This window comes from Pseudodesulfovibrio cashew, from assembly GCF_009762795.1.
Classification (GTDB): Bacteria; Desulfobacterota; Desulfovibrionia; order Desulfovibrionales; family Desulfovibrionaceae; genus Pseudodesulfovibrio; species Pseudodesulfovibrio cashew.
In genome coordinates, this window is record NZ_CP046400.1 from 2,835,089 (window position 1) to 2,862,076 (window position 26,988).

The following is a 26,988-nucleotide window of genomic DNA, read 5'->3' on the forward strand; positions in this document are numbered from 1 at the left end:
AAAGGCCGGAGAAAATCTCCGGCCTCAAATCATGCTTGGTGGGCTCTGGATTAAACCTTGGCGCCCTGGAGTTCGTCTTCGTCGATGTCCCAAACCACGTTGTGGGGCGGCAGGGGATCGGTTTCGAAGAAGCGGGGCAGCTTGTCATCCAGCTTGGTGAAGCCGGCCTTGGCGTTGAAGTCCAGTTCGTCCTGCAGGGCACCAACGCCGAGGTTGACCAGGTCGTCCGCGGTGAAGGTGTTGCCGGTGTAAGCCTGGACCAGGTCGGCCATGGCCTGCACGCCGTTTTCGCTGTCGAGGACGGCGAAGGCGACGAAGAGGCAGAAGCCCATGGAGTCGATGGCGGCGGTGGCAACCTGAAGGTTCTTGGAGAGCTCGACGTTGCCGTCCTTGACGTGACCGTCGATGGAGCCGCCGACGCCCAGGACGTTCTGGCAGACGCCGTAACCGGCGGTGTGGTCAGCGCCCATGGGGGTGGTGGCGTAGGTGACGCCGACGCCCTTGACCGCACGCGGGTCGTAGGCGGGCATGGACTGGTTCTTAACAACGGGGAGGCGTTCCACGCCGAATGCGCCGCCAGCGAAGGTGACGCCGTTACCGATGATCATACCCATGGGATCGTCGGAGCCGACTTTCTTGAGCAGCTCAATGGCGGCCTTGCCGTCACCCCAGGGGATGATGCCGCCGTCCATGGCGATGGCGATGGTGTTACCGATTTCGATGGTATCCATGCCCTTTTCGTCGCAGATACGGTCCATGGTGGCGATGTCGTCAATGTCCTTGATCAGGGCGTTGGCGCCGAAGGCCCACACGGTTTCGTACTCGAAGCCGGAGGTGAGGTACTCACCGTTGGCATCGTTGTACTGCTGGGAGCACTGGATGACGCAACCGGTGTGACAACCTTCAGTGGGCTTGCCGCTGCGGGACTTGATGACTTCCTCGATCTTTTCACCGGAGATGTCGGCGGCGTGATCGACCTGGCCGTAGCGGAAGTTCTTGGTCGGCATGGCGCCGGCTTCGTTGATGATGTTAACCAGGATGGAGGTACCGAATCCAGGCAGGCCTTCAGCGGTGACCGGGTGGCCGCGCAGGATGTCGACCCAGGTCTTGCGAGCGGTCTTGAAGGCTTCTGCGTCAGCGGCTTCGACCTTGTTGTTGACGGCGGGGTCAAGGATGATGGCCTTGATCTTCTTGGAGCCCATGACGGCACCAACGCCGCCGCGACCGGCGGAGCGAGCGGGGCGCTTGTAGGGATCGGTGAACTGGATGGTGGCAGTCTTGCGGACGGTCTCACCAGCGGGTCCGATCATACCGCAGACGAGCTTGTCGCCGTATTCGGCCAGCAGCTTCTCGTGAGCGGGGTAGTTGTCCATGCCGACGATGTCGGAGGCGTCCTTGAATTCCACGGTGCCATCGGAAATGACGATGTTGGAGAAAGACGCGCCTTCTTCGGGCTTGTCTTCAAGGATGATGGCCAGCAGGCCCATCTTGGGCATCTTGTGAGCGAACATACCACCGGAGTTGGACTCCTTGATACCTTCGGTCAACGGAGATTTCGTTCCCACGGAAAGACGGCCGGAGTTGGCAGCGGTGGAGCCGCCCAGCAGGCCGGTAGCGAAAACGAGTTTGTTCTCGGCCGAAAGCGGATGGCAGTTGGCCGGGACTTCTTTGTTGATGACGCGCGATGTCAGAGCTCGGCCGCCAAGATTGGCGTAGGGACCGACCTCTTCAAAAGCGTACTCCTTAGTACGGGTGTTGATTCGGAGAATCTTAGGCATTTTGCACCTCTTGCAGTTGAAAGATTCCGGTGCTTAGGACGGGGGTGTCTTTGTAAGCACTTAAAAAACAATTCACCTCTACACCCTTTTGAAAAAAAATGTCAATAAAAACAAACGATTATGCTCAGTCGGACATAATGAAAACGGTTCTTGGGTACTCTGAATAATATGTATGGGATTAAAAGTACTGTGATTTTACCATACTAAATACCCATCTCGGTAAAATACCATGAAGAGCAAAAAAATGTGATTGTGAGAAAAAAATGATGACCAACATAAAAAATGATCAAGTTTTTTATCTTTGAATTATTGATATGCAATGACTTTGCGATTAGAGTCCTGCAAATAAATATTTTCAAAGAAAACAATTGATTATGCCTTTGTGAGCATAATAAATGTGATTTTAAGTTTGGAAATTACAAGGGCAAGGAGCCGAAAATGAATAATCTCAAACGGCTGGCGATCCGGATGGATGAAGCCTCGCGAAGCAACTGGAATTTCATACTTCAAAAGGGATTCTTTGTTCATGGGCAGGAGGGCATGACCGTCAGGGAGTTTCTCTTCTCCCGGTTCGGGTATGATTCGGACTTCATCGATAATTCCGTAAGAACCATATTTCTTAACAGAAGTCCGGTCGACGGCATCGACAAGGTGTACGTCAAGGACGGTGACAGGCTGGCTCTTGGCGGAGCCATGCCCGGCCTGGTGGGCATTGTCATGGGACGAGACAATCCGTTCAAGAGTTTCAGAAAGGATATTGCCAGCAAGGACGGTACCGCGGATGAAGCCAAGGGCGTTTCGATCCGGGTGTTCGCCAAGGTGTTCAGCACGCTGGCGGTTGAGTCGGGTGAGGAGATTCTGAGCCGCGGCATCGAGATCCCGGGCGCTTACCTGCAGAGTGTCCTGGAGGATCATGCGGCAGTTTACCAGGATGGAGGCGGAGCTGTAGAAATGCCCGGGGATAAGGAGATGGTGATGGTCACCGTGGAGTTTGGCAGTCTTTGATAGCCTCCCGACGCTGCCGGTAAATCGGCTTCGACCTGTCTTTTCAGATTTGGTCTTTCAAAGGAGAGCTCCCCGGCGAGGGAAGCTCTCCTTTGCTTTTACTGATTGGGGCAACCCAAGGTTTTGGCGTATCCTTCCAGCTCCTTGAGCTGGCGTCGGTATTGGGTCTCGTAGAAGTAGCTTGACTCCAGAGGAATCTGGGTCCGGTTGTCATAAATCCCGTACCCCATCTTCTTGCATGCGGAGGCACGTTCCGTCTCCGGCATTCCCTGGAGAGATTCGCCATAGTCTTTGACGGCCTTTCTGTAAGCCTTCTTGGCGATCCTGTAGCTGGAGTCAGCCTGTCCTCGAAGTCCCCTGGCGATGTCCATGGCGCTTGCGGGGGAGGTTAAGGCAAAAAGACAAAACATGAGTAGGGCGGATGTGAGTATTTTTCGCATGATGTTACTCCTTTTATTTGTCGTATAGCACGATCCTGGCGTTGTTGAATATCAATAACCATCGCTCATTTTCATGCAAGTGTCATCGCAGCGTTAAATGAGGTTGTTCCGGCTATTTAATTGATTATGTCTAAAAAGGCTCAATGCACTGTCACGGAACCATTAGTTTTCGTGATAGTTGGTCTTTTTCTTGCCACAATTTATTCCGACAGAGTAGAGATTACCCTTATCGTCTGAAGCCGCCCGACCTAAAGGTCGGGAGACATCGGGGCATATCAGCCGCACTTTGATCGGTTCAGGGGTGTATGGCGGGTCGCCCGTGCCCTGTCGCCCAACATCATTATATCAAGGAGATTCGTTCCGTGAAATTATCTTGCAAACAGTTTGCGATTGCCTGGTTGCTGACCTTGCTGCTGGCCGTGCCCGCGCACGCCGCCCGTACCGTCACCGACCAATTGGGCAGGACCGTATCCGTTCCGGACAGCGTCAGCCGGGTAGTTGTCTTGCAACACCAGGCCCTGGACATCATGATCCAGCTTGGTGCCCAGGGCACGGTAGTGGGCGTACTCGAGAAGTGGGACAAGTATCTGCCCGGAGCAGCCAAGTGCATGAGCGACATCAAGGCGATGCCTACTCCCGGCGGCCTGAGTTCAGTGAACATGGAAGCACTCCTCGCCCTAAATCCCGATCTGGTCATCGTCACGCACTATGCCCCCAAGGATATGATCGATCAGATCAGCGCGGCGGGAATCCCCACAGTTGCCATTTCCCTTTTCGACGCCGCCTATGCAGAAGCTTCCAAGCTGAATCCCGATCTGAAGGATGCGCAGGAAGCCTACAACAAGGGGCTGAAGGACGCGGTGCTGCTGCTGGGCGACATCTTCGAAAAACAGGAGCGGGCGGCCAAATTGATGCAGACGGTGGAGCAGAGCCGTTCCATCCTCAAGTCCCACCTCGGCAATATTCCAGAAGGCGAGCGGGTGCGGTGCTACATGGCCAGGTCCAACCTGCACACCTATGGGCGTGGCAAGTACACCAGCGTAATCATGGAGCGCGCCGGAGGCGTCAACGTGGCCGCCAAGGAAGTGGTCGGATTCAAGGAAGTGACCATGGAGGACGTGCTGCGCTGGAATCCCGAGGTCATCTTCGTGCAATGGCGGCACCGCAAGGCCGCCGATCAACTGATCGCAGACCCTGCCTGGCAGCAGGTGGATGCCGTCAAGAACGGGCAAGTTCACGTTTGCCCCGAGTACGTCAAGCCGTGGGGGCACGCTCTGCCTGAGTCCATGGCCCTGGGCGAACTCTGGATGGCCAAGACGCTTTACCCCGAGAAGTTCAAGGATGTCGACCTCGACGCCATGGTGCAATCCTACTACAAGGAATTCTATGGCATTCCCTTCGAGTAGGCCGGTATCGGATCGCCCGCCCATACGCTCTCTGTGGCTATGGGCGGGCGTGGTCGCAGTGTTCTGCCTCGGCCTGGTTTGGGGACGCTATCCGGTCCATGTGGCCGATGTGTGGCGTATCCTGGCCCATGCGGCCGGATTGCCGGTTGATGACGGCCTCCCCGGAGTGTTGAAGGCCGTGGTTCTGCAGGTACGCCTGCCGCGCGTGCTGGCGGCCATGCTCATCGGCGGAGGACTGTCCGTGTCTGGCGCGGCCTTTCAGGGCTTGTTCCGCAATCCCCTCGTGTCGCCGTATGTTCTCGGCGTCGCCTCGGGTGCGGGTTTTGGCGCGGCCCTCGGCATACTGCTTTGGGAAAGCGCGCTGCTCATCCAGGTTTCCGCCTTCGCCTTCGGCATGGTCGCCGTGGGCACGGCGTGGGTGATGAGCCGTCTCTACAGGACCTCCGGCACCATGATCATCATTCTTGCCGGGGTGGTTACGGGCGCGTTCTTTCAGTCCCTGCTTTCCCTGGTCAAATACATGGCGGACCCGGACGACAAGCTGCCCGTCATCGTCTATTGGCTGATGGGCTCCCTGGCCTCGGTGAGCATGGACGACCTGCTGGCCGTGCTTCCCGCCATGGGGATCTGTTTGCTGGGATTGTTTCTGGTGCGCTGGAAACTCAACGTCCTGACCCTGGGGGATGAAGAGGCCCGCGCTCTTGGCGTTGAGGCCGGACGGCTGCGTTTCGGCGTGGTCGTGGCTGTGACGGTGCTGACCGCCTGCGCAGTCTCCATCAGCGGAATCATCGGCTGGGTGGGCCTCGTCGTGCCGCATCTGGCGAGGATGGTGGTGGGCCCGGACTACCGCCGACTTATACCCGCTTCCCTGGCCCTCGGCGCATGCTACCTGGTGATTATCGACGGCCTGGCCCGCAACCTGACTGCCACGGAGATACCGCTTGGCATTCTTACCGCCACGGTGGGCGCTCCGTTCTTCGCCGTGCTTCTGGGCAGGGGGAGGACCGGATGGGCCTGATCCTGCGCATCGAAGAGCTCGGTTTCGCCTATGACGGCAAGCCGCCGGTCTGGACGGACGTGAACTTGTCCGCTCACTCCGGCGAGGTTCTCTCCATTCTCGGTCCCAACGGAACGGGCAAGTCGACCCTGCTTCGCTGCGCTGCGGGGCTGGAGACGCCTGGAAACGGCAGGGTGTTCGCCGGAGAAACGGAGGTGTCGGCCCTGAGCAGGCGCGAGGCGGCCCGACGTATCGCCTTTGTGCCGCAGATGCATACGCCGATATTCTCCTTTAGCGCGCTCGACGTCGTGGTTATGGGGCGAACAGCCCATCTGGGCGCTTTTTCCTCTCCGTCCGGCAGGGATTTCCGCGTGGCGAGGGAGGCGTTGGAAACCATGGGCGCGGCCCATTTGGCGGATGTTTCCTATGACGAGACCAGCGGGGGCGAGCGGCAGCTCATTCTTTTTGCCCGGGCTCTGGCCCAGGAGGCGGATATTCTGCTTCTGGACGAGCCCACCTCGCATCTGGATTTCGGCAACCAGGCGCGTACCCTCGCGCTCATTCGTTCCCTTGCCGACCGGGGACTGACCGTGGTTATGACCACCCATTTCCCGGACCACGCCTTTGGCATATCAGAGCGGACCTGCCTGTTGGCCGGGGGACGGGTGCGTGGCAGCGGCCTGACGCGTGAGATTCTGACCCCGGAAGCGTTGACAGACTTGTATGGTCTCGGCGTGGACATCCATAACCTGGAAGGGGAGCGAATCGTCTGCACCGCAAAGGGGGAGGCCGTATGAGTCTGACCGTGTTTTCCGCGGGCAGTCTGCGCAAGGCATTGCCCGCCATGGCCGAGGCCGTCGGGCTCGATCTGGATGTCCTTTTTGGTCCGGCCGGGCTGCTGCGCCGTCGGATCGAGGAAGGAGAGCGTCCTTCTCTGTTCTTCTCCGCAAATATGGATCACGCACGAGCCGTCGAGACCCTGGACGACTATGCGCCAGCACGGGAGCTTGCTGTGAATCGGCTATGCCTGTTCGGGCGGCGCGAGGCGTTGGAGTGCGGCGATGCGCTGGCCGCCATGCTGGCGCAGGAAAACCGGCTGGGCACCTCTACGCCCGGTGCCGATCCCGGTGGAGATTACGCTTTTTCGGTTTTCGACCGGGCCGAGGCGATCCTGCCGGGCAGCCGGGAACGCCTCCGGGCAAAGGCGTTGCCCCTGGTGGGCGGCAGCCTGCACGGCAAAGACGGCCCAGGTCGCTCTCCGGTGCCCGGACTATTCGAGGCGGGCAAGGTTGATCTATTCTTGGGGTACCGTACTTCGGCCTTGGATGTGGTTCGCTCCGTTGAAGGGTTGGCCATGGTGGAGTTGCCTCCGGCTCTGGCTGTGGAGGCGATTTATGGCGTGGTTGCGCTTCGGGGTGATCCCGTTGTCGCCAAGGCGCTGGCCCTGCTTGATTCCCTGCCTGCGACCGAGGCTCTGGAGCAGTGCGGCTTTATGCGCTGTGACGGGGCTTGATACACATTGTTTGTGGAGGGCTGTTACCGAGCAAATCCATTTGGGGCTACATAATGGCGACATGGATTGTCGGCCGTGCTAGATACAATTGTTACCAGAGTAGATCTCGGTTGGGCCATTAACGCAAAATGGGCAGTTAGAATATTCTAACTGCCCATTCCGATTTGCGAAAAGTGGTGGGCGATACGGGATTTGAACCTGTGACTTCCACCGTGTGAAGATGGCACTCTGACCAGCTGAGTTAATCGCCCACTTTGGTCTCCCTGGGAGCATAACGCCCGAAGGGAGCACTGATATATCCACAAGCGATTTGCTTTGCAACCCTTTTTTTACGGATTCTTGACACAATCTTCGGCCAGACACTCCTGTCCTTCCGTCAGGTCGCGGTTGTAGCAGGTTAGGCCACAGCGCAGACAGCGGCAGGTCTCGTGTTTGACGTCGGCCAAGCCCAGTGGACCCTCGATCTCCTTGAACGTGCATTTGCGTTCGTCACATTCGATTTGGTGCGGCAGTTCGGACCGTCGCCGGTAGCCGACGTCAGGCACATCCGTGAACATGGTGTACGGGATCAGCTCCCGTTGAAGTTGGCTGGAGTAGTGTATCCTGCCTTCGGTCAGGAGCTGGTGGATGGACCGCGCTGCCTTGCGTCCCTCGCCCAGGGCGGTGATGACCAGGGCCGGGCCGGTGTGCATGTCGCCGCCGGTGAAGACATGGGGCAGGGCGGTCTGCAGGGTGTCGGGATGCGCGCCCAGCGTACGCCAGCGGGTCTCCTCCAGCGTGCAGGTCCCGGAGCCGTCGTAGAGGCAGGAGAGCTCGGGTTTCTGGCCGATTGCCGTGTAAACCGTGTCACATTCTATCAGGGTCTCGGATCCTTCGATGGGCACTGGCCTCCGCCGCCCCGAGGCATCCGGTTCACCCAGCTCCATCTTGATGTACTCCACATGGGTTACGTGGCCGTCGTCGTCAGTAATGATCCGCTTGGGAGCAGACAGGAAGAGGTAGTTGACGCCCTCCTCTTCGGAACCGACTATTTCCTCAATGTGGGCGGGCATTTCATTGCGGGTCCTGCGGTACATGAGGGTCACGTGCGCGCCCAGTCGTACCGAAGAGCGGGAGGTGTCGATGGCCGTGTTGCCGCCGCCGATGACCACGACCTTCTTGCCGATGCCCGTGTCCACACCCAGGCCGACCTTGGTCAGGAATTCCGTCCCGGTCTCCACGCCCTTGGCGTTTTCGTTGTCGATGCGCAGGTTCATGTTCATCCATGCTCCCACGCCGAGGAAGACCGCCTCGAAACCTTCCTCTTCGAGGGTCTTGAGGGTGAAGTCGGTTCCGAAATTATGTTCGTGGCGGACCTCTATGCCGAGGTTCAGGATGCCCTCGATCTCCCAGTCCAGGACCGCATTGGGCAGCCTGTATTCAGGGATGCCGTAGCGGAGCTGGCCGCCCAGTTCTGGCATGGATTCGAAGATGGTCGGGCTGTGTCCGAGGCGGCGCAGGAAAAAGGCGCAGGATAGTCCTGCCGGGCCACCGCCGACCACAGCCACCTTGCGACCGGTCTCTGGAGCGCAGGAGATGGGCAGCCGGGTGCCCGAGTTCATCTCCCAGTCTGCTGCGAATCGTTTGATCATGTTGATGCCAACGGGCTCGTCCACGTGGCCCCGGCGGCAGACGCCTTCGCACGGGTGCGGGCAGACGCGACCGATGGAGAGCGGCATGGGGATGCGCTCGCGGATCGTCTCCAGGGCTCCGGCGTAGTCGCCGCGTGATACCTGTTCGATGTAACGCGGGATGTTGATCTGGCCGGGGCAGCGCTGGCGGCAGGGGGCCAGGCAGTCGGTGAGTTCATTGAGGTGGGTGATACGTGCGGTCATGCCTCGGATGGTGATGACGCCGCGTGGGCAGACCTGGGCGCAGCCGCCGCAGGCCGTGCAGAGGTTGGGATCAACCACCGGATAGCCGTCCGGGCCGATCTCGATGGCTCCGAACTGGCATGCGGTCACGCAGGTGCCGTAGCCGAGGCAGCCTTCGGGGCACATCTTGTTGCCGCCGTACAGCATGTGCTGGGCTCGGCAGTCTGCCACGCCGTGATATTCATAGGTCTCTTCGGCCCGGACGCCACCCGTGCAGTCCACGAAGGCGGTCTGCTTTTCGGTGGAGGCGAACTCCAGGCCCATGATATCGGCCACCTTGGCGGCCACCTCGTCACCGCCGATGACGCAGACGTTTGCCCCTGCCTTGCCTTCGACCACTCCCTGGGCCGCGCCAGCGCAGCCGGGATAACCGCAGCCGCCGCAGTTGGCCCCGGCGAGGACAGACTCCACCTGGGCGATGCGCGGGTCTTCATAGACATAGAGGAGCTTGGAAGCCACGGCCAGGATGACTGCCGAGATGAAGCCGATGCCGAGGAGGACGAGAACGGAAGAGGTAATCATGCGGTCCTCCTAGGATGCCATGCCCTTGAAGGCGAAGAAGGCCAGGGACATGAGCCCGGCCATGATCAGGGCCAGGGGCGTGCCTTTGAGCGAGATGGGCACGCGGGCCAGGTCAAGCCGCTCCCGGATACCTGCTAGCACGACCAGCGCGAGAAGGAAGCCGGCACCGGACGCCAGCGAAAAGATGATGGTTTCAGGCAGGGTGAATTTCTCCCTCTGGCAGATGATGGCGATGCCGAGTACCGCGCAGTTGGTGGTAATCAGCGGCAGGAAGATGCCCAGCGACTGGTACAGCGGGGGGATGGCCTTTTTCAGGAACATCTCCACGAATTGGACAAGGGCCGCGATGATCAGGATGAAGGCGATGGTCTGGAGGTATTCCAGGTCCAGCGGGCCGAGCACGTATTCCTGAACGCACCAGGTTATGGTGGCGGCCATGGTCGCCACGAAGACCACGGCCAGCCCCATGCCGATGGCCACGCCTGATTCCTTGGAGGTGCCGATAAACGGGCAGTTGCCCAGGTACTGGGCCAGGACGATGTTGTTGACGAAGATGGCCGAGATGACGAGGACGAAATAATCCATTGTGCCTCCTTACAGCGTGGGCTTGGTGGCGCACATGCCGCAGCTCTTGCAGTCGTGGCCCGGACCCTCGATAGCGTCCAGTCCCTTGGTCTTCCGCTGCCAGTTGGTGAAGGCGTTCATACCCGCGAGCAGAACGCCGAGGCAGACGAACGCGCCGGGGGCTTCCACCATGAAGGAGAAGGGCTTGAACCAGTCGCCCATAACGGCCATGCCGAACCAAGTGCCGTAGCCTAGCAGCTCCCGGAGCGAGCCGAGCAGGGTGAGGGAAATTGTGAATCCGAGACCCATGCCCAGGCCGTCCGCCACGGCCAGGTGGACGGGGTTCTTGGAGGCGAAGGCCTCGGCCCTGCCCAGGATGATGCAGTTGACCACGATGAGCGGCACGAAGATGCCGAGCTGCTGGTAGAGGGGATAGGCGTAGGCCTGCATGAGCAGTTCAACACAGACCACCAGCGAGGCGGCGACCACGATGAAGCAGGCGATGCGGACCTTGGCCGGGATGGCCTTGCGCAGCAGGGAGACCAGGAGGTTGGACAGGGCCAGGACGAAGATGACCGCCATGCCCATGCCGAAACCGTTGTAGGCGGTCTTGGTCACGGCCAGGGTCGGGCAGAGCCCGAGCACCAGTTTGAACGGAGGCAGGTCCTTCCAGAGACCCTTGGAGAATTCCTTCCACAATGTGCTCATGATACCGTCCTAGGAACCCCACGCGTCGGGGAGTTTGTCCTTGATTTGTTTAAATATCCTTACCGCTTCATTCACCGCGGTCACGGTGGCCGTGGAGGTGATGGTCGCGCCGGAGATGGCCTGCACACTGCCTCCGTCCCTGGCAAGGGCTATCCCCTGAGTGGACATGTTGCGGAACTGGTTGCGGAACTCGGGGTCCTTGGCTCGCTGTCCCAGGCCGGGCGTCTCCTTCATGGTCGTGATGCCGATGCCCTCCAGTCGGGAACCGTCGGTTGAGATGCCGACCATCACGCCCACCGGGCCGCCGTAGCCGTTGCCGGAGGTTTCGAAGGCCACGGCGGTCAGCGTGCCGTCCTTTATGGCCGGGAAGACCGTGACCGGTCCGGAGGGCAGATCGAAAGTCTTGCGGTCCTTCACCGGGTTGTTATCGTGCGCGACAAAGACCTGTTCCAGAGCCGGGCCCTGGACATAGGTCAGGACCTGTTCCTCGATGCGCTCGCGCGTGGCCTGGCGAACGCTGGCCAGGGTCAGGCCCGACAGGCCGCATATGAGCGACAGGATTACCACCATCTTGATCATTTCTTTCATCTTACGCTTCCTTCATCTTACGCTTCTTCCATGGGCAGGCGATAGGGGCCGCCGAAGGGGGTGGGGCGAATGCGGTCCAGCAGCGGAGTGAACAGGTTGGCCAGCAGGATGGCGAAGGGGACGCCGTCGGGATAGATTCCGTATACGCGGATGATGATGACCATGGCTCCGGCAATGAGGCCGAAGAGCAGGCGCGGAATGCGCCCTACGGGCGAGCTGGCCGGTTCGGGGGCAAGGAAGAAAGCGCCGAACACGGTCCCTCCGGCCAGCAGGTGGAATAGTGGCGAGGCGTAGGTTGCTGGGTCGATGAGCTGGTATACCCAGGCGGTGCCTGCAACGCCCGCCAGAAACGCGGTCGGGATTTCCCAGGTGATGTGGCGTCGGGCCAGCAGGAACGCGCCCCCCGCCAGTAAGCCAATGACCTGAACCTCGCCGAGCCCTCCCAACTGGTTGCCCATGAGCAGGGAAGTCGGGTCCAGGGAAGCGACCGATTTCAGCCCGAAGTATTTCAGTAGTTGCAGTGGCGCGGGCAGGTTGGACGTGAGCATGGTCGCGTTGGTGTCCATGAACGCGGGCCAGGAGATGCGGCATACGGCCCATCCCACCAGGGACGGGCAGAGCGGATTGCAGCCTAGACCGCCGAAGAGCATCTTGCCGAGGACGATGGATACCGCTGCACCCATGGTTACCAGCCACCACGGAGCCGAAGCCGGGAGCAGAAAGGCAAAGAGCAGTCCTGTGTACAGCGCGCTCAGGTCATCTATGGACTGGGTTCGGCGGAATATCCTGTTGCAGGCCGCCTCGCTCAGGACGGCCACGGCACAGGAGAGGGCCATGACGCGCAGAGCGCCCGTGTGAAAGGCCACGACTGCCATGGTTGCGGCCGGGAGCAGGGCGGCGAGGTGCTCGGCCATGTATCCCTTGATGGTCCGCCCGCAGTGGGCGTGGGGGGGGGCAGTGACGGTCAGGATGGGTTGGAGGGGACGGGAGATCATGCTTCACCTCCGGCGATGTCCTCAATGGGATGGAGAGATTTGGTGCGCAATAGGGCAAGTTCGTACTTGGCCAGCCGGATGTACTGGAGCAGCGGACGTTGCGCCTTGCAGTAGTATGCGCAGAGGCCGCACTCGATGCAGGAGTGGATGTGGTAGTCCTCGGCCCGGGCGAAGTGTTTGAACTCGGCGCAGCGGCTGATCATGCCTGGCATGATACGAGCCGGACAGTGCGCTTCGCACTCGCCGCAGCCAAGGCAGAAATTGTCGGTGGGGTTCAGGCCTTCGCCCTGCTTGACGATGGTCAGTCCGGTTGCTTCCTTGTCCACGCCCTGCTGCAGGTTGAGGGCGGCGCGGCCGCGCATTGGTCCGCCCAGCAGCACCCTGTCTCCGGGGTGGGCCGAGGCGCCCGCCTCTTGGAGGAGGAATCCGACTGCCGTGCCAATCATTATCAGGTGGTTCCTGCCACCGATGGTCAGCACTGTCTCGGTTACCGGACGGCCCGTCTCCATTACACGCCCAATGAGGTAGAGGTCGCGGACGGAAAGGATGGTCACATCTTCCGGATGGGTGCCCAGGAGCACCTCCCTGCCGGTGACCGCCTTCATGACGAGTTGGTCGATGCCGCTCGGGTAGACCGCCGGCACGTCGAGGACCGTACAGTCCGGGAAGGCATTTGTTCGGTTCCCTCTGGCAGTCACCAGATAGGTCTTGGCGGAGGCGGTGATCCGCAGGACCGTTTCCAGGCCCAGTTCTACCACCTTGCGGTAGTCCTGCAACAGGGGCGCGTGGATGGAAATGCCTGGTTCTGGCGGGACTGCATTCACAATCAATGTGTTCGCCTGGCGCAGGGAGCCCGCGTCCACTCCGCTTTGCCGCAGCCACTCTCTGAGGTGATCGCCTCCGTTCTCCGGGGGCTCCTGCGGCGCGGTCCGTTCCTTGCCCGTGACCCGGATCAGGATGCCGTCGCTTTCGATCTCTTCGATGACCCCTGCCAGCGGGGCATGCAGGTCGCCTTCGTCAGGGAGCAAAGCCTTGGCGATGCGGGTTCCGGCCAGGACCTGGTCACCCTTGGCGTAGAGCGCCGTATGGCCATGGGTGGGAATGCGTACCGTTTCGGGTGTCGAGGCCTTGATCAGCGGGCCGGTTTCTCCGGTTTGCAGACTGAAGGAAAATGTACTCATGTCTCGTCGGTCACCTATTTCATATGACATTGATAGCAGGCGTCATCGCCGAACGGGCCGCTGTTCTCTTTTTCGTGGCATCCCATGCATTGTGCGTGGAACGCCTTGGACGTCGTGGGGATCAGTTGATCGGCTGGCTCATCATGGCAGGTGGAACATGCCTCCGGGGTGGCTGCTCCTTTGCTTTCAGGCTTGCGCTCATGGCATCGGCGGCAGCCGTTTTTGCCTTCCTTGAAGAAGTCATCATGGCAATCCGCGCACCTTTCGTGAGTCGCCTGTCGAAGGGCCGGTGTATCTCCGTCCTGGTTCTGCCCGTGACAGTTCGAGCAAGCTTCGGGTTCGGACTCGATGGACTCGTCGTGATGGCAGGCCCGGCAATCCCCGCCGGCATAGTCCTCGGCATGCTCGTCATGGGAGAAGGGCGTTATGGCGGCCCCGGCGTGGTGGCAGACGGAACAGGAGGACTCGTCAAGGGTAGTTTGATGGTCTGCCGCAAAGGCCGTGTCGAATCGGCTTACATGACAGCTTTTGCAGGGAGGCGGTGCGGTGTTGCCACCGGTGGTGTGGTGGCAGGTTCCGCATTGATCGCCAAGGGCGGTGTGGTCGGCGTGGGTAAAAATGACCTTGCCGCCCTTGTTTTCGAGCAGAACTCGGGTGGGTGAGGCTTCTGGGGAGGTGGGAAACAGATATCCGGCAAGGGCGACCAACAACAATACTCCGGTCACAACGGCAATGGGGAGATGGCGTCTCTGCAATGAATCGACCTCGATTTTTAGGTATTGCCATCTTGTAGCTGAAAAATCAGGGTTTCGTCCATAGCTAAGTCGTTTTGACTTGGCGCTCAACCCGGTCCTGCCTCCTTCTGCGGTTGTCACCACTTCGATACGTGGAGGTCACCTCGATCATGATGTTGTCCATGTTTTCGTAACATGGCGGTTGTACATATGAGGGCATTATAAACCGCAATCCGTATCTTTTATCTGGAGGTTGACCATGCGTTTTGTTCGTAGAATTTCAATCTGTTCTCTGGCGTTCGCGCTGATCCTGGCTGTTGGGGCCATGGCCGGTGCGGGCAATGCCGAAGCCGCAAAAACGGCCAAGTATGTATTCTTTTTCATTGGTGACGGCATGGGCCTGCCCCAGCGTGCCGCCACTGCCGCCTATACGGGGCAGAAGCTGGCCATTGACGCCATGCCTGCCCAGGGCATCACCACTACTTATGCCAACGACCGTTTTATCACCGGTTCCGCCGCGTCCGCCACTGCCTTGGCCACCGGGGTCAAGACCAATATCAACTACATCGGCATGGATCCTAACTTCAAACCGGTGAAGACTTTGGCCGAAATGGCCAAGGAACGGGGCATGAAGGTCGGTATCGTTTCTTCCGTGTCTGTCGATCACGCCACTCCGGCGGCTTTTTATGCCCACGTCAAGACTCGCAGCATGTATCACGAGATTGACCACGCCCTGGCCGACTCCGGCTTTGACTTTTTTGCGGGCGGCGGTCTGAAGGACCCCGCGGGCAAAAAGTCCAAGGCCCCCATGGGAGACGCCCTGGAAAAGGCCAAGGCCAACGGCTACAAGCTGGTGGACAATAAGAAAGAGTTCCTGGCCCTGAAGCCCGGCGACGGCAAGGTCATCGCCTGGAACGCCTGGCTGCAGGACGGCAAGGCTCTTCCCTATGTCATGGACATGACCGACAAGGATGTCACCCTGCCCGAATTCACGGGCAAGGCCATTGAGATGCTCGACAACGACAAGGGCTTCTTCCTGATGGTCGAGGGTGGCAAGATCGACTGGGCCTGTCACGCCAACGACGCCACCGCCTCCATTCTCAACACCATTTCCTTCGATAACGCCGTGAAGAAGGCTCTGGCGTTTTACGAAAAGCACCCCGAAGAGACGCTGATCGTGGTTACCGGCGACCATGAGTGCGGCGGCCTTACCCTCGGATTTGCCGGTACCAAATACGGCTCTCACTACGACGTCCTGGGCAGCCAGAAGGTCTCCTTCCAGAAGTTTACCGACGAGACCATGGTTGCCTTCAAGCAGAAGAGCGGCTCATTCGACGATATGAAAAAGATCATCACCGCCGAATTTGGCCTCAAGTTCGACGGTGACGCCAAGAATGACCCAATGGTGCTGGCCGATTACGAAACCGCGAGCATCCAGGCCGCTTTCCAGCGCTCCATGGCCGGTGAAAAAGTCAAGGGCGGCGAATATTTGCTCTACGGCGATTATGATCCCCTGGCCGTGACGCTGACTCACGTGCTCAACCAGAAGGCCGGGCTGGGCTGGACTTCTTACAAGCACACCGGTGTGCCCGTCTCAACCTCGGCCGTCGGCGTCGATGCTGCGCTCTTCAACGGCAGCTACGACAACAAGGACGTGGCTACCAAGATCATGTCCGCCATGGGCATGCCCGCCAAGCCCGTGTACGTCGATGCGGGCAAGCTGCGCCTGGCCGCCAATTAAAACACGATCCATCTTACCGCGACCGGCGGGCCGTATCCCGGCCCGCCGGTCTATTCCTAAGGAATTTCATGCAGACACCAAGCAAGCGGAACCGCGACTGGCTTCTCGTTCTGGTTTTCTTCGTCATCACCACGGCTCTGTACTTCGTGCCCACCGGCTTCGAGAAGGCCGGTGACAGTGACTCGGTTCGATGCAGCGCCGAGGTGGTGGAGGTGGACGACACGAACATCCAGAGCCTCGGTATGATCCGGGCTGGTGAGCAGAGCGTCACTCTGAGAATTATGGACGGCCCCTTCGTGGGAGAGGTGGTCAAGGGCAACAACCAGCTCCTCGGACAGCTGGATCGAGACAAACTGTTCGTCCCCGGCGACACGGCCTACGTTATCCTGACCGTGGATCGTGACGGCAACATCATCTACGTCAACCCGCAGGCCCACTACCGGCTCGGGCTGGAGTTGTTTCTGCTCGGACTGTTCGCGGCGCTGCTGCTGATATTCGGGGGGGTGACCGGATTCAAGGCGCTGCTCTCATTCGTCTTTACCGGCATGATCCTGTGGAAGGTGCTGGTGCCTCTTTTGCTCAAGGGTGTAGATCCGGTCTGGCTGACGCTATGTGTGGTCGCGGCGCTCAGCGCGGTAATCATCTTTCTGGTGGCCGGGGTCAATCGCACAGGCATGGCCGCCTTTCTCGGCGCCTTCCTGGGCGTGGTGTCCAGTTGTGCTTTAGGAGTTTATTTTACCGCCCGTTTTCACGTCCACGGCGCGGTCATGCCATTTGCCGAGACCCTGCTATACGCCGGGTACGGGCACTTGAACCTTACCCGGGTGTTCATGGCAGGCGTCTTCCTGTCTTCCTGCGGGGCGGTCATGGACCTTGCCATGGACGTGGCGGCGGCAATGTCCGAAGTGGTGGCAAAGAAGCCGGGCATCTCCAGGTCCGAGGCCGTCTGGTCGGGCATCCGCGTGGGCCGGGCTGTGGTCGGTACCATGACCACCACACTGCTGCTGGCCTATTCCGGAGGATTCGTGACGTTGCTTATGGCCTTCATGGCCCAGGGTATCCCCTTGGATACCACTTTCAATTTCATCTACGTGGCAGCCGAGGTGCTCAAGACGCTGGTGGGCAGTTTCGGACTGGTGACCGTTGCTCCGTTTACCGCCGTGGTGGGGGGCTTGCTATTGGTGGGATCCGGAGGAGCAGAGGCGACTACTTCCCGAAAACCACTTTGGAGATGGCTGCCAATGCGAAAAACAGCGCACCGGTCAACCACAGGGTAATCGCGAGTTCTGTGGTTGCAAGCACATAAAGGCACTTGATGGCCACGTCCAGGGGAAGGCTTTGGATGGCCGAGGCCAGTTCCAGGCCCAACACATCATAGGCCAGGGAGAGCAGGGTCAGCGCGGGCCAGGATGCGGTGACGACCCATACAAGGGTTTGATAGATCAAGGTCACGACACAACCTATCCAGGCCAGAAGGCCGAGAGCTCGCATTATTCGCAGCACGAAAAAATCTCCTTGGGAAATAGCATGCCGGTCATATATATAATTGCCGCTCCAAAGGCCATGGTATAGTTTTCTCTTAGAGGAGGGAGACGTGAGCGGAATTCAGGCTGGCGACAAGATTCTCTTGGAATTTTCCACCTTTGGAGATCGTTTTCTGAGCGTTGTAACCGACGTTGTGCAGGACGGGCGGCTGTTGGTTTATTCTCCGGTGACGGCTCCAATCATCGAGAGACTGGAGACGGACCGCAAGGTGGTAGTCAAGTATGCTGAAGGCGGCAAGCTGCTGGGATTCCGGTCTCGCGTCCTTAACCGTCTCAACCCCGGCAATTCTCTTTTCGAGCTGGCCCCCCCGGAAAGGACCTTTGACGCCGAGGAAAGGGCTGAGCCCCGGTGCTCCTGCGGGTTTCCCGCCATGATCAGAGAGGGGGCCTTCGAGTTTCAGGCCGTGGTCGAGGACATGTCCCACTCCTGTTCGCGGATTCGTTTTCTTAATGGGGGAAGTGCCTTTGCGGAAGGCATGGAGGGCGACGTCAGTCTGACCTTTCACCCATTTGATATGGACAAGGGCTACTCCGTGGAATGTATCGTCAAAAATATCTTTCTCAAAGGTGACGTACGTTACGCAATTCTTGAGTTCAAAAAGGATGAGGCCGAAGCGCGCAACAGGATATCCCGCTTCATAGAGGCGAAGGTGTGTTGCGGCATCCCCCGGGTCTAGAGTCCGTTCCCAACTGCCTGTATCGATCTTTCAAAAGCAGGGCCGCCGGAAAGGTTCAGTACCTGTCCCGGCGGCCTTTCTGCCCTGAAAGCCTTGTTTGCAGTCGGCCCAAGCGGCCGATGTTTTACTTCTTGTCCCGATTCTTTGCGTAGGTCGCGGCCTCAATGCCGGACACGCAGCCTTCGCCCACGGCCTTGGCCATCTGAAGCGGCGGGCCGCAGATGTCGCCCGCGGCATAGATGCCAGGGATGTTGGTGCGCTGCTTCTTGTCCGTTTCAATGTACTTCATGCTTTCATCCAGTTGGATGCCGAGCATGGCGGTCAGTTCGAGCACGCCCTTTGCGCCAAGCTCGATGAACACGCCGGTCACAGCCTGGGTGGAGCCGTCATCAAGCAGCACGGATTCGACCGCGTTTTCACCCTGGATTTCCTTGATCTGCATGCCTTCGTGAACATGCACACCCTTCTTGGACAATTGCTCGCGCAGTCCGTCCGCCACATCGAGTTCCTCGCAGTAGAGATGTACTTCGCTGGCGAAGTTGGTCAGGGCCACTGCGCCGCCTGCGGCCGCGCTGCGGCAGCCGGCCACGGCCACCACCTCACCCTTGTAGAAACCGGCGTCGCAGTCCACGCAGTAGGATACGCCCTTGCCCAGGAGTTCCTTTTCACCTGGAACCTTGAGCTTATTGCGGCTGGAGCCGGTGGCGAGAATCACGGTCTTGGAGAAGATCTGGTCGCCTGACTCCAGGCCGAGGGCAAAGAGATCGCCGTCGGGCTCCAGGGACAGAACATCCTCGTCGCGGAATTCCGTGCCGAAGCTGGCGGCCTGGTCTCTCCCGGTCTTCAGGACTTCTTCACCGGAGATCTTGAGTTGGCAACAATAGTTTTCAATGTGGGCCCAGTACAGGGAGCTGTTGTCCATACGTCCGAGCATGAGGGTCTTGGCCTTCTTGCGCGAGGCGTGAATGGCCGCTTGCAGGCCGGCGGGACCGGAGCCGAGAATGGTGACGTCGTATATGGTGGATTCGGACATGGGAGCCTCCGTATTTTCAGGTGAAAAAGTGCTAACGAGAATTATAATCACTCTCCTGAAAATGTACAGATTGAATCTAGAGAAAGGGGATGGCCAACATGTTTGGAAGGGATAAGTATTTGGGGTCCCTTAGGATGTTCAGGCCGATGACCATCGTCTCATGCCCTTCGTCCGGCTGGGCCTTATAGGTGCCGAACAAGCGGTCCCACCAGGGAAAGCTGAAGCCGAAGTTGGCGTTGAATTCGTGGGGGTGGGTGGAGTGGTGGACCCGGTGCATGTCGGGCGTGACCACGAGGAGACGCAACGTCGCATCCAGGCCGAGGGGGAGTTTTACGTTGGCGTGGTTGAACATGGCGCAACCGTTTAGCACGAGTTCGAAGGTCAGTACGGCGGCAGGAGGAGGGCCGAGCAGGGCAATGGCTGCCAGTTTGATGAGCATGGAAAGGAAAATTTCGATGGGATGAAACCGGATGCCGGTGGAGGCGTCAATATCCACATCCGCGTGGTGCATGCGGTGGATTCGCCACAGCAGGCGCTGGTGATGGAAGAGGACATGTTGCCCGTAGATCAATGCATCGAGCAGGAGCACTGAGGGCAGGAAGGTTAACCACTGCGGGAGGCTCAGAAAGTTGAAGAGTCCCCAGCCCCGTTCCGCCAGAGTGACGGCCAGTCCGGTGGGGACCAGGGGAATAAGGAATCGGACCAGGAGTGTGGCGATCAGCACCACGGAGAGATTGGAGAACCAACGGCGAAAGCGGGGCGCGGTGAGCCGTTTTCTGGGCCGGAGCGTCTCTGCTGCCGCCATGATGGCCAGGACGAGGAAAAAGACGCCGAGGCGGAGTGACGATTCGTAGGGCATGCTTTCGGTCCGTACCCGAGGCTTACGGGTCGACGTCCTTGGCGGATTCCCTGGTGCCCTCGACCTGGGGGCGCTGCTGGAAGACCTGTTCCTTGTCGGCTTCCCACTGCTTGCCGTGAATGCGTTGAAAGAGTTTGTTGGCTTCCAGAAAAGCGGGATTCATCCTGAGGGACATCGTCACTTCCTTGGAAGCCTCTTCCAGCCTGCCCATGAAGAAATGGGCCTTGGCCATGTTGAAGTAGATGTTTTCATCGTTGGGCGTCAGTTCCAGGGCCTGCGAGTATGCGTGAATGGCGCCTGGATAGTCTCCCTGCTTGCGGAGGTTGACTCCGAGAGTGTTGAACGGATTGGGCGTTTCCGAGTCGTACTTGAGGATCTCAATGAACAGTGATTTGGCTTCCTCAAGCCGATCGAACTGGGCATGGACCTCGGCTGCCTTGCGCAGGAATTTCTTGAATTCCTCCATGTTGCCCTTGCCCTTGTAGGCGTCGGCCAGGCCCTTGTAGGCTTCGGCGAACAGATCATTGATCTTGACCGCCTTCTTGAAGGCCACGATAGCCTTGCCGTACTTGCCCTGGAACATGAACTGGCAGCCCATGTCGTAGTATTTCTGGGCCTCGTCCTGGTAGGAAATGAGCTCCTCGAAGGCCTCGATGGCCTCGTCGAAGTCGCCGCGCTCCACCATGTCCTTGGCTTCCTGCAACTCCATCTCCTCGATTTCCGGGTAGCTGTCGAGTTGGTTCGCCAGTATGAGATACTTTTCGAAGGTGTCCATGGAATAGGGTCGGAGGATGTAGCCGATGCACCCGGCGGCAATGGAGTCGAGGACATAGTCCTTGCGGTTCTCCAGCGTGATCATGATGATGGGTAGCGGCCTGCCGGACATGTTCTTGCGAACGATCTGGGCGAACTTGATGCCGCTCATGTCGCCCAAGTCGGAATCGCACAGGACAAGGTCAATGCGGTTGTCGCAGAGATGGTCGACAGCACTGGCGCCCTCGGAGAACACGTGCACGTGCTTGGCGCCGAACATGTTGATGTTGGCCTGATCCCTCTTGGCATGGACATCCACGCCGCTGACGATCATCACATTGGTGAAGCACCCGTATGCCTTGCTGTTTTTCTTCTGCGCCATGGTATATCATGTTCTCCCTTATCAAATGTCTAATGCGTTGGGAGAGCGATATCAAGAGGGCTATGCGGCATTATAATGGATGAATTTGTTTATCTTTTCTTCAAGGTATTGAATCTTTTTATCTTTTGGCAAAAATGAAAAGATTCTTTCGATCAGGCCTCTGCGGGATGCGATGGAGATGGCGGAAGCGAAGTTGAAATCGTAGATCCAGCCCGCGATCAACAGCTTGAAATCGTTAGCGCACTTTATGTCCCGGTAATCACCAGGCTCCTCCGCCATGACCGCGTCGTATATCCGGTCCGAGTATTGTCCTGGAATTTCCTTGAAACCGTGGGTGATGGTCGGGTCGTTCAATTCGCCGGAAAAGAATTCGATCATGACCTTGAGAATATCGAGCTTGTCGGCATCCCGGACGACCTTGGTGATCAGACCTGCCGGCTCGGGCAGGCTGTCTCTGATAGTCTTGACGTTGTGCTGGGCCACTGCCAGGCGGATGGTGCGCCAGTCATCCGGTGCAATGCCGCAGGGAAGGTCGAGGGATCGCAGGGTGAGGACCCCGAGCCTGGCATGGTTGACTGAATCCTGGTCCTTGAAGGTGCCATAGATGGCGAGCTGGGGAAAGCGTCCGGTGTCGTGATACAGCGTGGCCAGCCTGGCCAGCGTGGCCGTGTGACCGTCAATCCCCTCGCCATCGAGGATCCGTTCGCCGTTGTCCAACACCCGCAGGGAGTGCTCCAGCTTGAGACGGATCATGTCGTCGCGGGAGGGATCTCCCGTGAAATGCCGCTCGGCGAATGCTGTCAGGAAGTCGATGTGCGACGCGAGGGTCATGCTCAGTCCTTGAGAGACTTCATCTTTGTGTTGAATTCCATTTCGGAAATGTCCCCCTTGGCAAAGCGTTCCTCGAGCTCAGCCCGTTCGCGGCGAACCTCCTCTGCCGCCTCCCGATCCATTTCTTTGTCCCTGAAGATGCCTTTGGGCCCGAACAGGACGCGCAGGAAGAGGATGATCACAGCGAAGATGAGGGCCACGAAGGCCATACGCGCGATGGCCGGGCCGATCTGTTCTCCATAGCCGGAATTGAACGGCCAGGCACGCCAGGCCGGGCTGTCGAGAAAATCAAAAAAGCCGCTGACTAAATTGGGGATGGTGTTTAAAATCATGTTTTCTCCGGGAAACTTCCGTTATGGAAGGCGGGACCATAACTACGTCGCAAACTGCCCGCTGGCAAGCCTTTTGGAGCCAGTGGAGTAGCGGCGGAGGATTGCGTCAAGGCGTATTTCCTATTTAGGAATCTTTCCCGTTGAGTTTACCCATGCCTTGGTGTAGGAGGGGTTTGCTCTGGACGGAGGATCTATGCGAATTCTTATAGTGGAAGACGAATTCACCAGCCGCAAGCTGCTCACGGCGTTGCTGGCGGATTACGGGCAGTGCGATACGGCTTCCGATGGTGTGGAGTGCGTTGATATTTTCACCAAGGCTCTGGACGAAGGCAAGCCGTACGACCTGTTGTGCATGGATATCATGATGCCCAACAAGGACGGGCACCAGGCGCTCAAGGAGATCCGGGCCATTGAAAGCCAACGGGGCATTCCACCCTCCCAGGAGTCCAAAGTGATCATGGTCACTGCCCTTAATGATCCCAAGACCGTGGTCAAGGCCTACTATAAGGGAGGCGCGGCGGCCTATTTGCCCAAGCCCATTGAGGTGGAGACTCTGACGGCCATTTTGCGCGATCTGGCATTGATAGACTGATTTCGCAGTTCGTTGTATGTTTCGATCCATGAAAGGAACACTCCCCCATTTGCAAGTTCGATTTTCGCGCAGTCTCAGGCTGTGTTTGAAGGCGGTTTTCGTCCTGTTGGCGTGGGCTTCTCCTGCCTTCGCCCAATCCCCCGCGCCCTCCACGGGGGGCAGCGTCCTCAATATTCTCCTTCTCGGGGTCATTGCCTATTTTCTTGTCCGCATGTTTCGGCGACGCATGGGAGGGGGCGACAAGGACAACACCCGTCCCGGCCAGTGGACGAGGCAGGACAAGGGCGAGAGCGGGACTGAATCGGGCGGTAAGGTCCTTCGGCCCATGGATCGTTACGACGCGGCACGGCAGATGTGGGGTCATCTGAGCTCGGAGAAGTCTTCGGACGAGTCCGCCGCGCCATCGCCTGTAGCCGCGTCCGGCCAGATCGGGTTTGACGAGAACGAATTTCTGGAGGGCGCCAAGCTCTTCTTTTCCCGTTTCCAGCAGGCCAATAGCGAGAAGGAGATTGAAGATCTGCGGGTCTTTCTCTCCGACGAGGTGTACGCCAATGCCGTGCTCAAGGCGCAGCAGTTCCCCGACGAGCGAATCGAGGTCATGCTGGTGGACGCCCGGCTGATGGAACTGAAGTCCGAGGGCGGGCAAACCCTGGCCACGGTGTTTTACGATGCCCAGATAAGCAGGGGAGAGTCGGGCGGACAGCCCGGCCATGTCCGGGCCGTTTGGGAGTTTTCCCGCGACGACGATGTCGAGAACGGCCTGTGGACCCTCGAAAAAATCAATAAAGTAGACCAGTAGCCATCCGGCTGCTTGGAGGATGTTTTGGCTGCGAAAGAGTATGATCTGGACCAGCCCATGGACAAACTGATCGACCTGGCCGTGAACAAGTTCGGCGAGGTCGAATTTCAGGATGTGTCCGTGGGTGGCGACCCCTTCAAAGTGCTGCAAATTAAACACATGCAGCGGTATATTGACAAACTCATGGACAAGACCCGCTCCGGCAAGACTGTTGCCTTGCCGCTATGGGCCAAGCTTTGGCCCGCAGATATGGTCATGGCCCACTCTCTGTCCAAATTCCCCTTGGCCGACGGTGCTTCGGTGTTGGAGATCGGGGGCGGTTCGGCCCTGGCCGGATTGACTCTTGCCCGCAGGGGCTGTGAAGTCACGGTAACGGATACGGACCCGGATGCGCTCCTGTTTGCCCGTATCAATGCCCTGAAGAACGACTTGGGCGAGAAGGTGCGTGTGGTGCCGTCCGACTTCAAGGCTTCACTGGGGTCCCGTTTCGACTGCGTCGTGGGCTGTGAATTGCTCTACGACGAGCCCCTCTTCGACCTGCTCGCCGGATTTATCGACGGTCACTTGGCTGAAGGCGAGGGGGGCGAGGTGTTTCTTTCCTTGGACCTCAAGCGGGCCGCGCGCAACTTCTTCCATGCCTCAGGTGAGCTGTTCAAGATCATGAAGTCCACAGCCACATTCAAGGATGGCGAGTCCGGTGAGGATAAACCGGTCAACCTGTTCCGTTTCATGAGGAAGTAGCCGTGATCGAGCTCAAGGATTGCGTTAAGACATACACCACCGATCAGGACAAGGCGTGCAGCCCCGTGGAAACGGTCACGCGCGTCAAGGGATTGCTCGCCGAGAAGTGTGCGGGCGTCCTGGACAAGACCGATCGGGTGGATACCGGCAGGCTGGGTATTCCTGTATTCGTGTCCACCTGCGGCCCCGAGGCCAAGCGGTTCATGCCCACCCGCAAGCAGATGGGCAAGGGCGCTTCGCCGGAACAGGCCGAGGCTTCGGCCCTCATGGAGCTGGTGGAGCGGTTTTCCTATTTCACCTTCTGGGCCGACGAGGATAACTTTACTCGTTTGACCTGGAGCGAGGCGCAGAAAAAGTGGCCGGGGGAAGTCATGGACATCGCCATGATCGCCCGTTCGGTGGAAGAGGATATCTCTTCCGAAGACGCGGCCCGGCTCATGGACCTGCATCGCTGGCGCTTTCATCCCGCCTTGAACGTGGCCACGGGCAAGCATGAGTATGTGCCCCTGGACTGGTTCAAGAAGCTTAACGAGTTTAACGGGTCCTCGGCGGGTAATACCTTTGAGGAGTCCATCGGACAGGGCGGATGCGAGCTGGTGGAGCGCCACGTCTGCGCCCTTATCGACCGTAGCCGCAAGGTCATGCCGACCATTGACCCCGCATCCTACTCCGATCCGGTCCTGAGCCGGCTGGCAGGCTGCTTCGAGGCCAACGGCGTCAAGCTGGTGCTCAAGGACTTTTCCTTGGGACAGCCTGTGCCGACAGTGGCGGCCGTGGCCTGGGATCCCAAGACCTTTCCGGGCCTAAGCGAGATCGTTTTTACGGCGGGAACATCTTCGTCACCGGTAAAGGCGGCCATCCGCGCCGTAACAGAGGTGGCACAGCTGGCCGGAGACTTCGAGACCAGTCGCGTGTACGAGGCCTCCGGGCTTTCCAAGTTCACCTCTCTGGACGACATTCAGTGGTTGCTGGAAGGCGAGATGGTTCCGTTGGATTCCCTGCCCACTGTGGAGGAACCCAATATATATAATGAATTGATGGCTATGGCCGAGGGGTTGGAAAAACAGGGGACGCCGCTGTATTCGGTGGACACCCGTCATCCGGATCTCATGGTCACCACCAATTACAATTTCGTCCCCGGTTTCGATTTTCGGGAGCGGACGCCTCACCGGTCCATCGGGCTTTTTGTGGGCCGTATCCTGGCCGAGGACGCCGAATTCGGCGACGCCATGGAAGGGCTGGAGGTCGTCGAGGAGATTTATCCGGACGCGTATTTTTTGCCGTTTTTCCGTGGCCTGCTCGCCATGCGCATGCAGGACGTGGAGTACGCGGTGGAACAGTTCCGCGAGGCGGAGCCCATGCAGCCCGCGGATGCGGAACGGGCTTTGGCTGCCTTCTACCAAGGGTATGCACTGTCCCAACTGGAAGAGTGGGAGGACGCCGTGGCGCCGCTCGGGCGGGCTATTGAACTTGACGCCGAGACCAAGGAATACTTCAACCTGCGTGGCGTGGCGCACTTCAAGGGCGGGCGCTACGAAGAGGCTGCCGGGGATTTCCGGGCCGCGTTGGACATCGACTCCGGTTCACCTCATGATTTGGCCAATCTCGGTCTATGTCACAAGTTCATGGGTAACGATGCCGAGGCCCTGGATTACCTGGGCGCGGCCCTCAAGCTTGATCCGGAACTGGAGTACGCCAGGAATCATTACGATGAACTCGTGCAATCCTCATAGGTTGCCCTGAGTCCCTTTCGTGCCTTTGCCTGTGAGAAACGCTCAAGGTGCTTGACAAGCTCAGGGGGGAGAAGTAATGTCCCTCCACGGTTTTGCGCCGTGATCTTTTTGGTATCAAACAGCGGATCGCTGTTTACTGGATATGGTGGCTTCGAGTTGTTTCGGAGCTCAGCATGAAAAACTATCCACTTAGGAGGATAATATGGCTGTTGTTGAATTCCAGGGTGCTACCTTTGAAGTTGATGAAGACGGTTTCCTGCAGAAATTTGAAGACTGGACCCCGCAGTGGGTTGAGTACGTCAAGGACTCTGAAGGTATCAAGGAAATCTCCGAAGACCACCAGAAGGTCATTGACTTCCTGCAGGACTACTACAAGAAGAACGGCATCGCCCCGATGGTTCGTATCCTCTCCAAGGTTACCGGCTTCAAGCTGAAGCAGATCTACGAGCTGTTCCCGTCCGGCCCCGGTAAGGGAGCCTGTAAGATGGCTGGCCTGCCCAAGCCCACCGGCTGCGTCTAGTCCGCAACCCGAGCTTGAAATCAAAGGGTGGAGGCTTGCCTCCACCCTTTTTTTTGCCCTTCACTCCCTTTCGGAAAAAATACGCATTTTCCCTTGCCAACCGGTGA

At 58.9% G+C, this 26,988-nt stretch carries 28 protein-coding genes and 1 tRNA gene; 13 read left to right on the forward strand and 16 right to left on the reverse strand.

Going from position 1 to position 26,988, the window contains the following annotated elements:
* Nucleotides 1-50: 50 nt before the first annotated feature.
* Nucleotides 51-1,778: an aldehyde ferredoxin oxidoreductase family protein gene (locus GM415_RS12820; protein ID WP_158948786.1), complete on the reverse strand. Its 1,728-nt coding sequence runs from the start codon at nt 1,776-1,778 to the stop codon at nt 51-53.
* 438 nt (nt 1,779-2,216) lie between these two features.
* Between GM415_RS12820 and GM415_RS12825 the strand changes: the two genes are divergently transcribed.
* Entirely contained in the window at nt 2,217-2,783 is a 567-nt protein-coding gene (locus tag GM415_RS12825) for a Rossmann-fold NAD(P)-binding domain-containing protein (protein WP_158948788.1), read from the forward strand.
* A 98-nt stretch (nt 2,784-2,881) separates the two neighbouring features.
* On the opposite strand, the gene GM415_RS12830 is transcribed toward GM415_RS12825, so the two are convergent.
* On the reverse strand, nt 2,882-3,223 hold the full coding sequence (locus GM415_RS12830) for a hypothetical protein (protein WP_158948790.1): 342 nt from the start codon (nt 3,221-3,223) through the stop codon (nt 2,882-2,884).
* 362 nt (nt 3,224-3,585) lie between these two features.
* Between GM415_RS12830 and GM415_RS12835 the strand changes: the two genes are divergently transcribed.
* The 4 genes from GM415_RS12835 to GM415_RS12850 are packed head-to-tail and all read left to right on the forward strand — an operon-like array spanning nt 3,586 to nt 7,139.
* Nucleotides 3,586-4,629, forward strand: coding sequence for an ABC transporter substrate-binding protein (locus GM415_RS12835; protein WP_242012244.1), 1,044 nt, complete (start codon nt 3,586-3,588; stop codon nt 4,627-4,629).
* Between the two features lie 49 nt (nt 4,630-4,678).
* Nucleotides 4,679-5,647, forward strand: coding sequence for a FecCD family ABC transporter permease (locus tag GM415_RS12840; protein ID WP_242012245.1), 969 nt, complete (start codon nt 4,679-4,681; stop codon nt 5,645-5,647).
* Nucleotides 5,638-6,423 (forward strand): ABC transporter ATP-binding protein, encoded by a 786-nt coding sequence (locus tag GM415_RS12845; RefSeq protein WP_158948796.1) that lies wholly within the window; start codon nt 5,638-5,640, stop codon nt 6,421-6,423. The genes GM415_RS12840 and GM415_RS12845 overlap by 10 nt, the downstream gene beginning before the upstream one ends.
* Complete coding sequence (locus GM415_RS12850) at nt 6,420-7,139, forward strand: substrate-binding domain-containing protein (protein WP_158948798.1); 720 nt, start codon at nt 6,420-6,422, stop codon at nt 7,137-7,139. The genes GM415_RS12845 and GM415_RS12850 overlap by 4 nt, the downstream gene beginning before the upstream one ends.
* A 174-nt stretch (nt 7,140-7,313) precedes the next feature.
* Here the strand turns inward: GM415_RS12850 and GM415_RS12855 are convergent.
* The 8 genes from GM415_RS12855 to GM415_RS12890 form a co-directional block, all read right to left on the reverse strand.
* A tRNA-Val gene (locus GM415_RS12855) sits at nt 7,314-7,390 on the reverse strand.
* Between the two features lie 78 nt (nt 7,391-7,468).
* On the reverse strand, nt 7,469-9,574 hold the full coding sequence (locus GM415_RS12860) for an FAD-dependent oxidoreductase (protein ID WP_158948800.1): 2,106 nt from the start codon (nt 9,572-9,574) through the stop codon (nt 7,469-7,471).
* A gap of 9 nt (nt 9,575-9,583) precedes the next feature.
* The gene (locus GM415_RS12865) at nt 9,584-10,159 is read right to left on the reverse strand and encodes an electron transport complex protein RnfA (protein ID WP_158948802.1); all 576 of its coding nucleotides are present in this window, start codon (nt 10,157-10,159) and stop codon (nt 9,584-9,586) included.
* A gap of 9 nt (nt 10,160-10,168) precedes the next feature.
* A complete protein-coding gene (gene rsxE, locus GM415_RS12870; protein WP_158948804.1) occupies nt 10,169-10,846 on the reverse strand; it encodes an electron transport complex subunit RsxE in 678 nt (225 codons plus the stop codon).
* Between the two features lie 9 nt (nt 10,847-10,855).
* The gene (rnfG, locus tag GM415_RS12875) at nt 10,856-11,434 is read right to left on the reverse strand and encodes an RnfABCDGE type electron transport complex subunit G (protein ID WP_158948806.1); all 579 of its coding nucleotides are present in this window, start codon (nt 11,432-11,434) and stop codon (nt 10,856-10,858) included.
* Nucleotides 11,435-11,451: 17 nt separating this feature from the next.
* Nucleotides 11,452-12,429 carry an RnfABCDGE type electron transport complex subunit D gene (locus GM415_RS12880; protein ID WP_158948808.1) on the reverse strand — a complete coding sequence of 326 codons (978 nt, stop codon included), beginning with the start codon at nt 12,427-12,429 and terminating at the stop codon, nt 11,452-11,454.
* A complete protein-coding gene (locus GM415_RS12885) occupies nt 12,426-13,610 on the reverse strand; it encodes an electron transporter RnfC (RefSeq protein ID WP_158948810.1) in 1,185 nt (394 codons plus the stop codon). The genes GM415_RS12880 and GM415_RS12885 overlap by 4 nt, the downstream gene beginning before the upstream one ends.
* A 14-nt stretch (nt 13,611-13,624) precedes the next feature.
* The gene (locus tag GM415_RS12890) at nt 13,625-14,488 is read right to left on the reverse strand and encodes a cytochrome c3 family protein (RefSeq protein WP_338419778.1); all 864 of its coding nucleotides are present in this window, start codon (nt 14,486-14,488) and stop codon (nt 13,625-13,627) included.
* Nucleotides 14,489-14,603: 115 nt separating this feature from the next.
* On the opposite strand from GM415_RS12890, the gene GM415_RS12895 reads away from it, so the two are divergent.
* Nucleotides 14,604-16,085 (forward strand): alkaline phosphatase, encoded by a 1,482-nt coding sequence (locus tag GM415_RS12895; protein ID WP_158948812.1) that lies wholly within the window; start codon nt 14,604-14,606, stop codon nt 16,083-16,085.
* Nucleotides 16,086-16,153: 68 nt separating this feature from the next.
* Entirely contained in the window at nt 16,154-17,362 is a 1,209-nt protein-coding gene (locus GM415_RS12900) for a YibE/F family protein (RefSeq protein WP_158948814.1), read from the forward strand.
* Here GM415_RS12900 and GM415_RS12905 read toward each other — a convergent pair.
* Nucleotides 17,292-17,588: a potassium:proton antiporter gene (locus GM415_RS12905; protein WP_158948816.1), complete on the reverse strand. Its 297-nt coding sequence runs from the start codon at nt 17,586-17,588 to the stop codon at nt 17,292-17,294. The two genes, GM415_RS12900 and GM415_RS12905, sit on opposite strands and share 71 nt — an antisense overlap.
* A 91-nt stretch (nt 17,589-17,679) precedes the next feature.
* Between GM415_RS12905 and GM415_RS12910 the strand changes: the two genes are divergently transcribed.
* Nucleotides 17,680-18,306, forward strand: coding sequence for a flagellar brake domain-containing protein (locus GM415_RS12910; protein ID WP_158948818.1), 627 nt, complete (start codon nt 17,680-17,682; stop codon nt 18,304-18,306).
* A gap of 124 nt (nt 18,307-18,430) precedes the next feature.
* Here GM415_RS12910 and GM415_RS12915 read toward each other — a convergent pair whose 3' ends face one another.
* The 5 genes from GM415_RS12915 to GM415_RS12935 form a co-directional block, all read right to left on the reverse strand.
* Nucleotides 18,431-19,339, reverse strand: coding sequence for an NAD(P)/FAD-dependent oxidoreductase (locus GM415_RS12915; protein ID WP_158948820.1), 909 nt, complete (start codon nt 19,337-19,339; stop codon nt 18,431-18,433).
* A 76-nt stretch (nt 19,340-19,415) separates the two neighbouring features.
* Complete coding sequence (locus GM415_RS12920; RefSeq protein ID WP_158948822.1) at nt 19,416-20,198, reverse strand: sterol desaturase family protein; 783 nt, start codon at nt 20,196-20,198, stop codon at nt 19,416-19,418.
* Between the two features lie 22 nt (nt 20,199-20,220).
* Nucleotides 20,221-21,333, reverse strand: coding sequence for a response regulator (locus GM415_RS12925; RefSeq protein WP_158948824.1), 1,113 nt, complete (start codon nt 21,331-21,333; stop codon nt 20,221-20,223).
* A 60-nt stretch (nt 21,334-21,393) separates the two neighbouring features.
* Complete coding sequence (locus GM415_RS12930) at nt 21,394-22,164, reverse strand: HD domain-containing protein (RefSeq protein ID WP_242012246.1); 771 nt, start codon at nt 22,162-22,164, stop codon at nt 21,394-21,396.
* A gap of 2 nt (nt 22,165-22,166) precedes the next feature.
* Nucleotides 22,167-22,496 carry an SHOCT domain-containing protein gene (locus GM415_RS12935; RefSeq protein ID WP_158948826.1) on the reverse strand — a complete coding sequence of 110 codons (330 nt, stop codon included), beginning with the start codon at nt 22,494-22,496 and terminating at the stop codon, nt 22,167-22,169.
* Nucleotides 22,497-22,689: 193 nt separating this feature from the next.
* On the opposite strand from GM415_RS12935, the gene GM415_RS12940 reads away from it, so the two are divergent.
* The 5 genes from GM415_RS12940 to GM415_RS12960 all read left to right on the forward strand — a co-directional run bounded on the left by GM415_RS12940 (nt 22,690) and on the right by GM415_RS12960 (nt 26,881).
* Entirely contained in the window at nt 22,690-23,088 is a 399-nt protein-coding gene (locus tag GM415_RS12940; RefSeq protein WP_158948828.1) for a response regulator, read from the forward strand.
* Between the two features lie 226 nt (nt 23,089-23,314).
* Nucleotides 23,315-23,887 carry a TIM44-like domain-containing protein gene (locus GM415_RS12945; protein WP_158948830.1) on the forward strand — a complete coding sequence of 191 codons (573 nt, stop codon included), beginning with the start codon at nt 23,315-23,317 and terminating at the stop codon, nt 23,885-23,887.
* A gap of 24 nt (nt 23,888-23,911) precedes the next feature.
* Complete coding sequence (locus tag GM415_RS12950; protein WP_158948832.1) at nt 23,912-24,628, forward strand: class I SAM-dependent methyltransferase; 717 nt, start codon at nt 23,912-23,914, stop codon at nt 24,626-24,628.
* A 2-nt stretch (nt 24,629-24,630) separates the two neighbouring features.
* The gene (locus tag GM415_RS12955; protein WP_158948834.1) at nt 24,631-26,361 is read left to right on the forward strand and encodes a YcaO-like family protein; all 1,731 of its coding nucleotides are present in this window, start codon (nt 24,631-24,633) and stop codon (nt 26,359-26,361) included.
* Nucleotides 26,362-26,563: 202 nt separating this feature from the next.
* Nucleotides 26,564-26,881, forward strand: a complete 318-nt coding sequence (locus GM415_RS12960; RefSeq protein ID WP_158948836.1) for a TusE/DsrC/DsvC family sulfur relay protein — start codon at nt 26,564-26,566, stop codon at nt 26,879-26,881.
* Nucleotides 26,882-26,988: the final 107 nt, after the last annotated feature.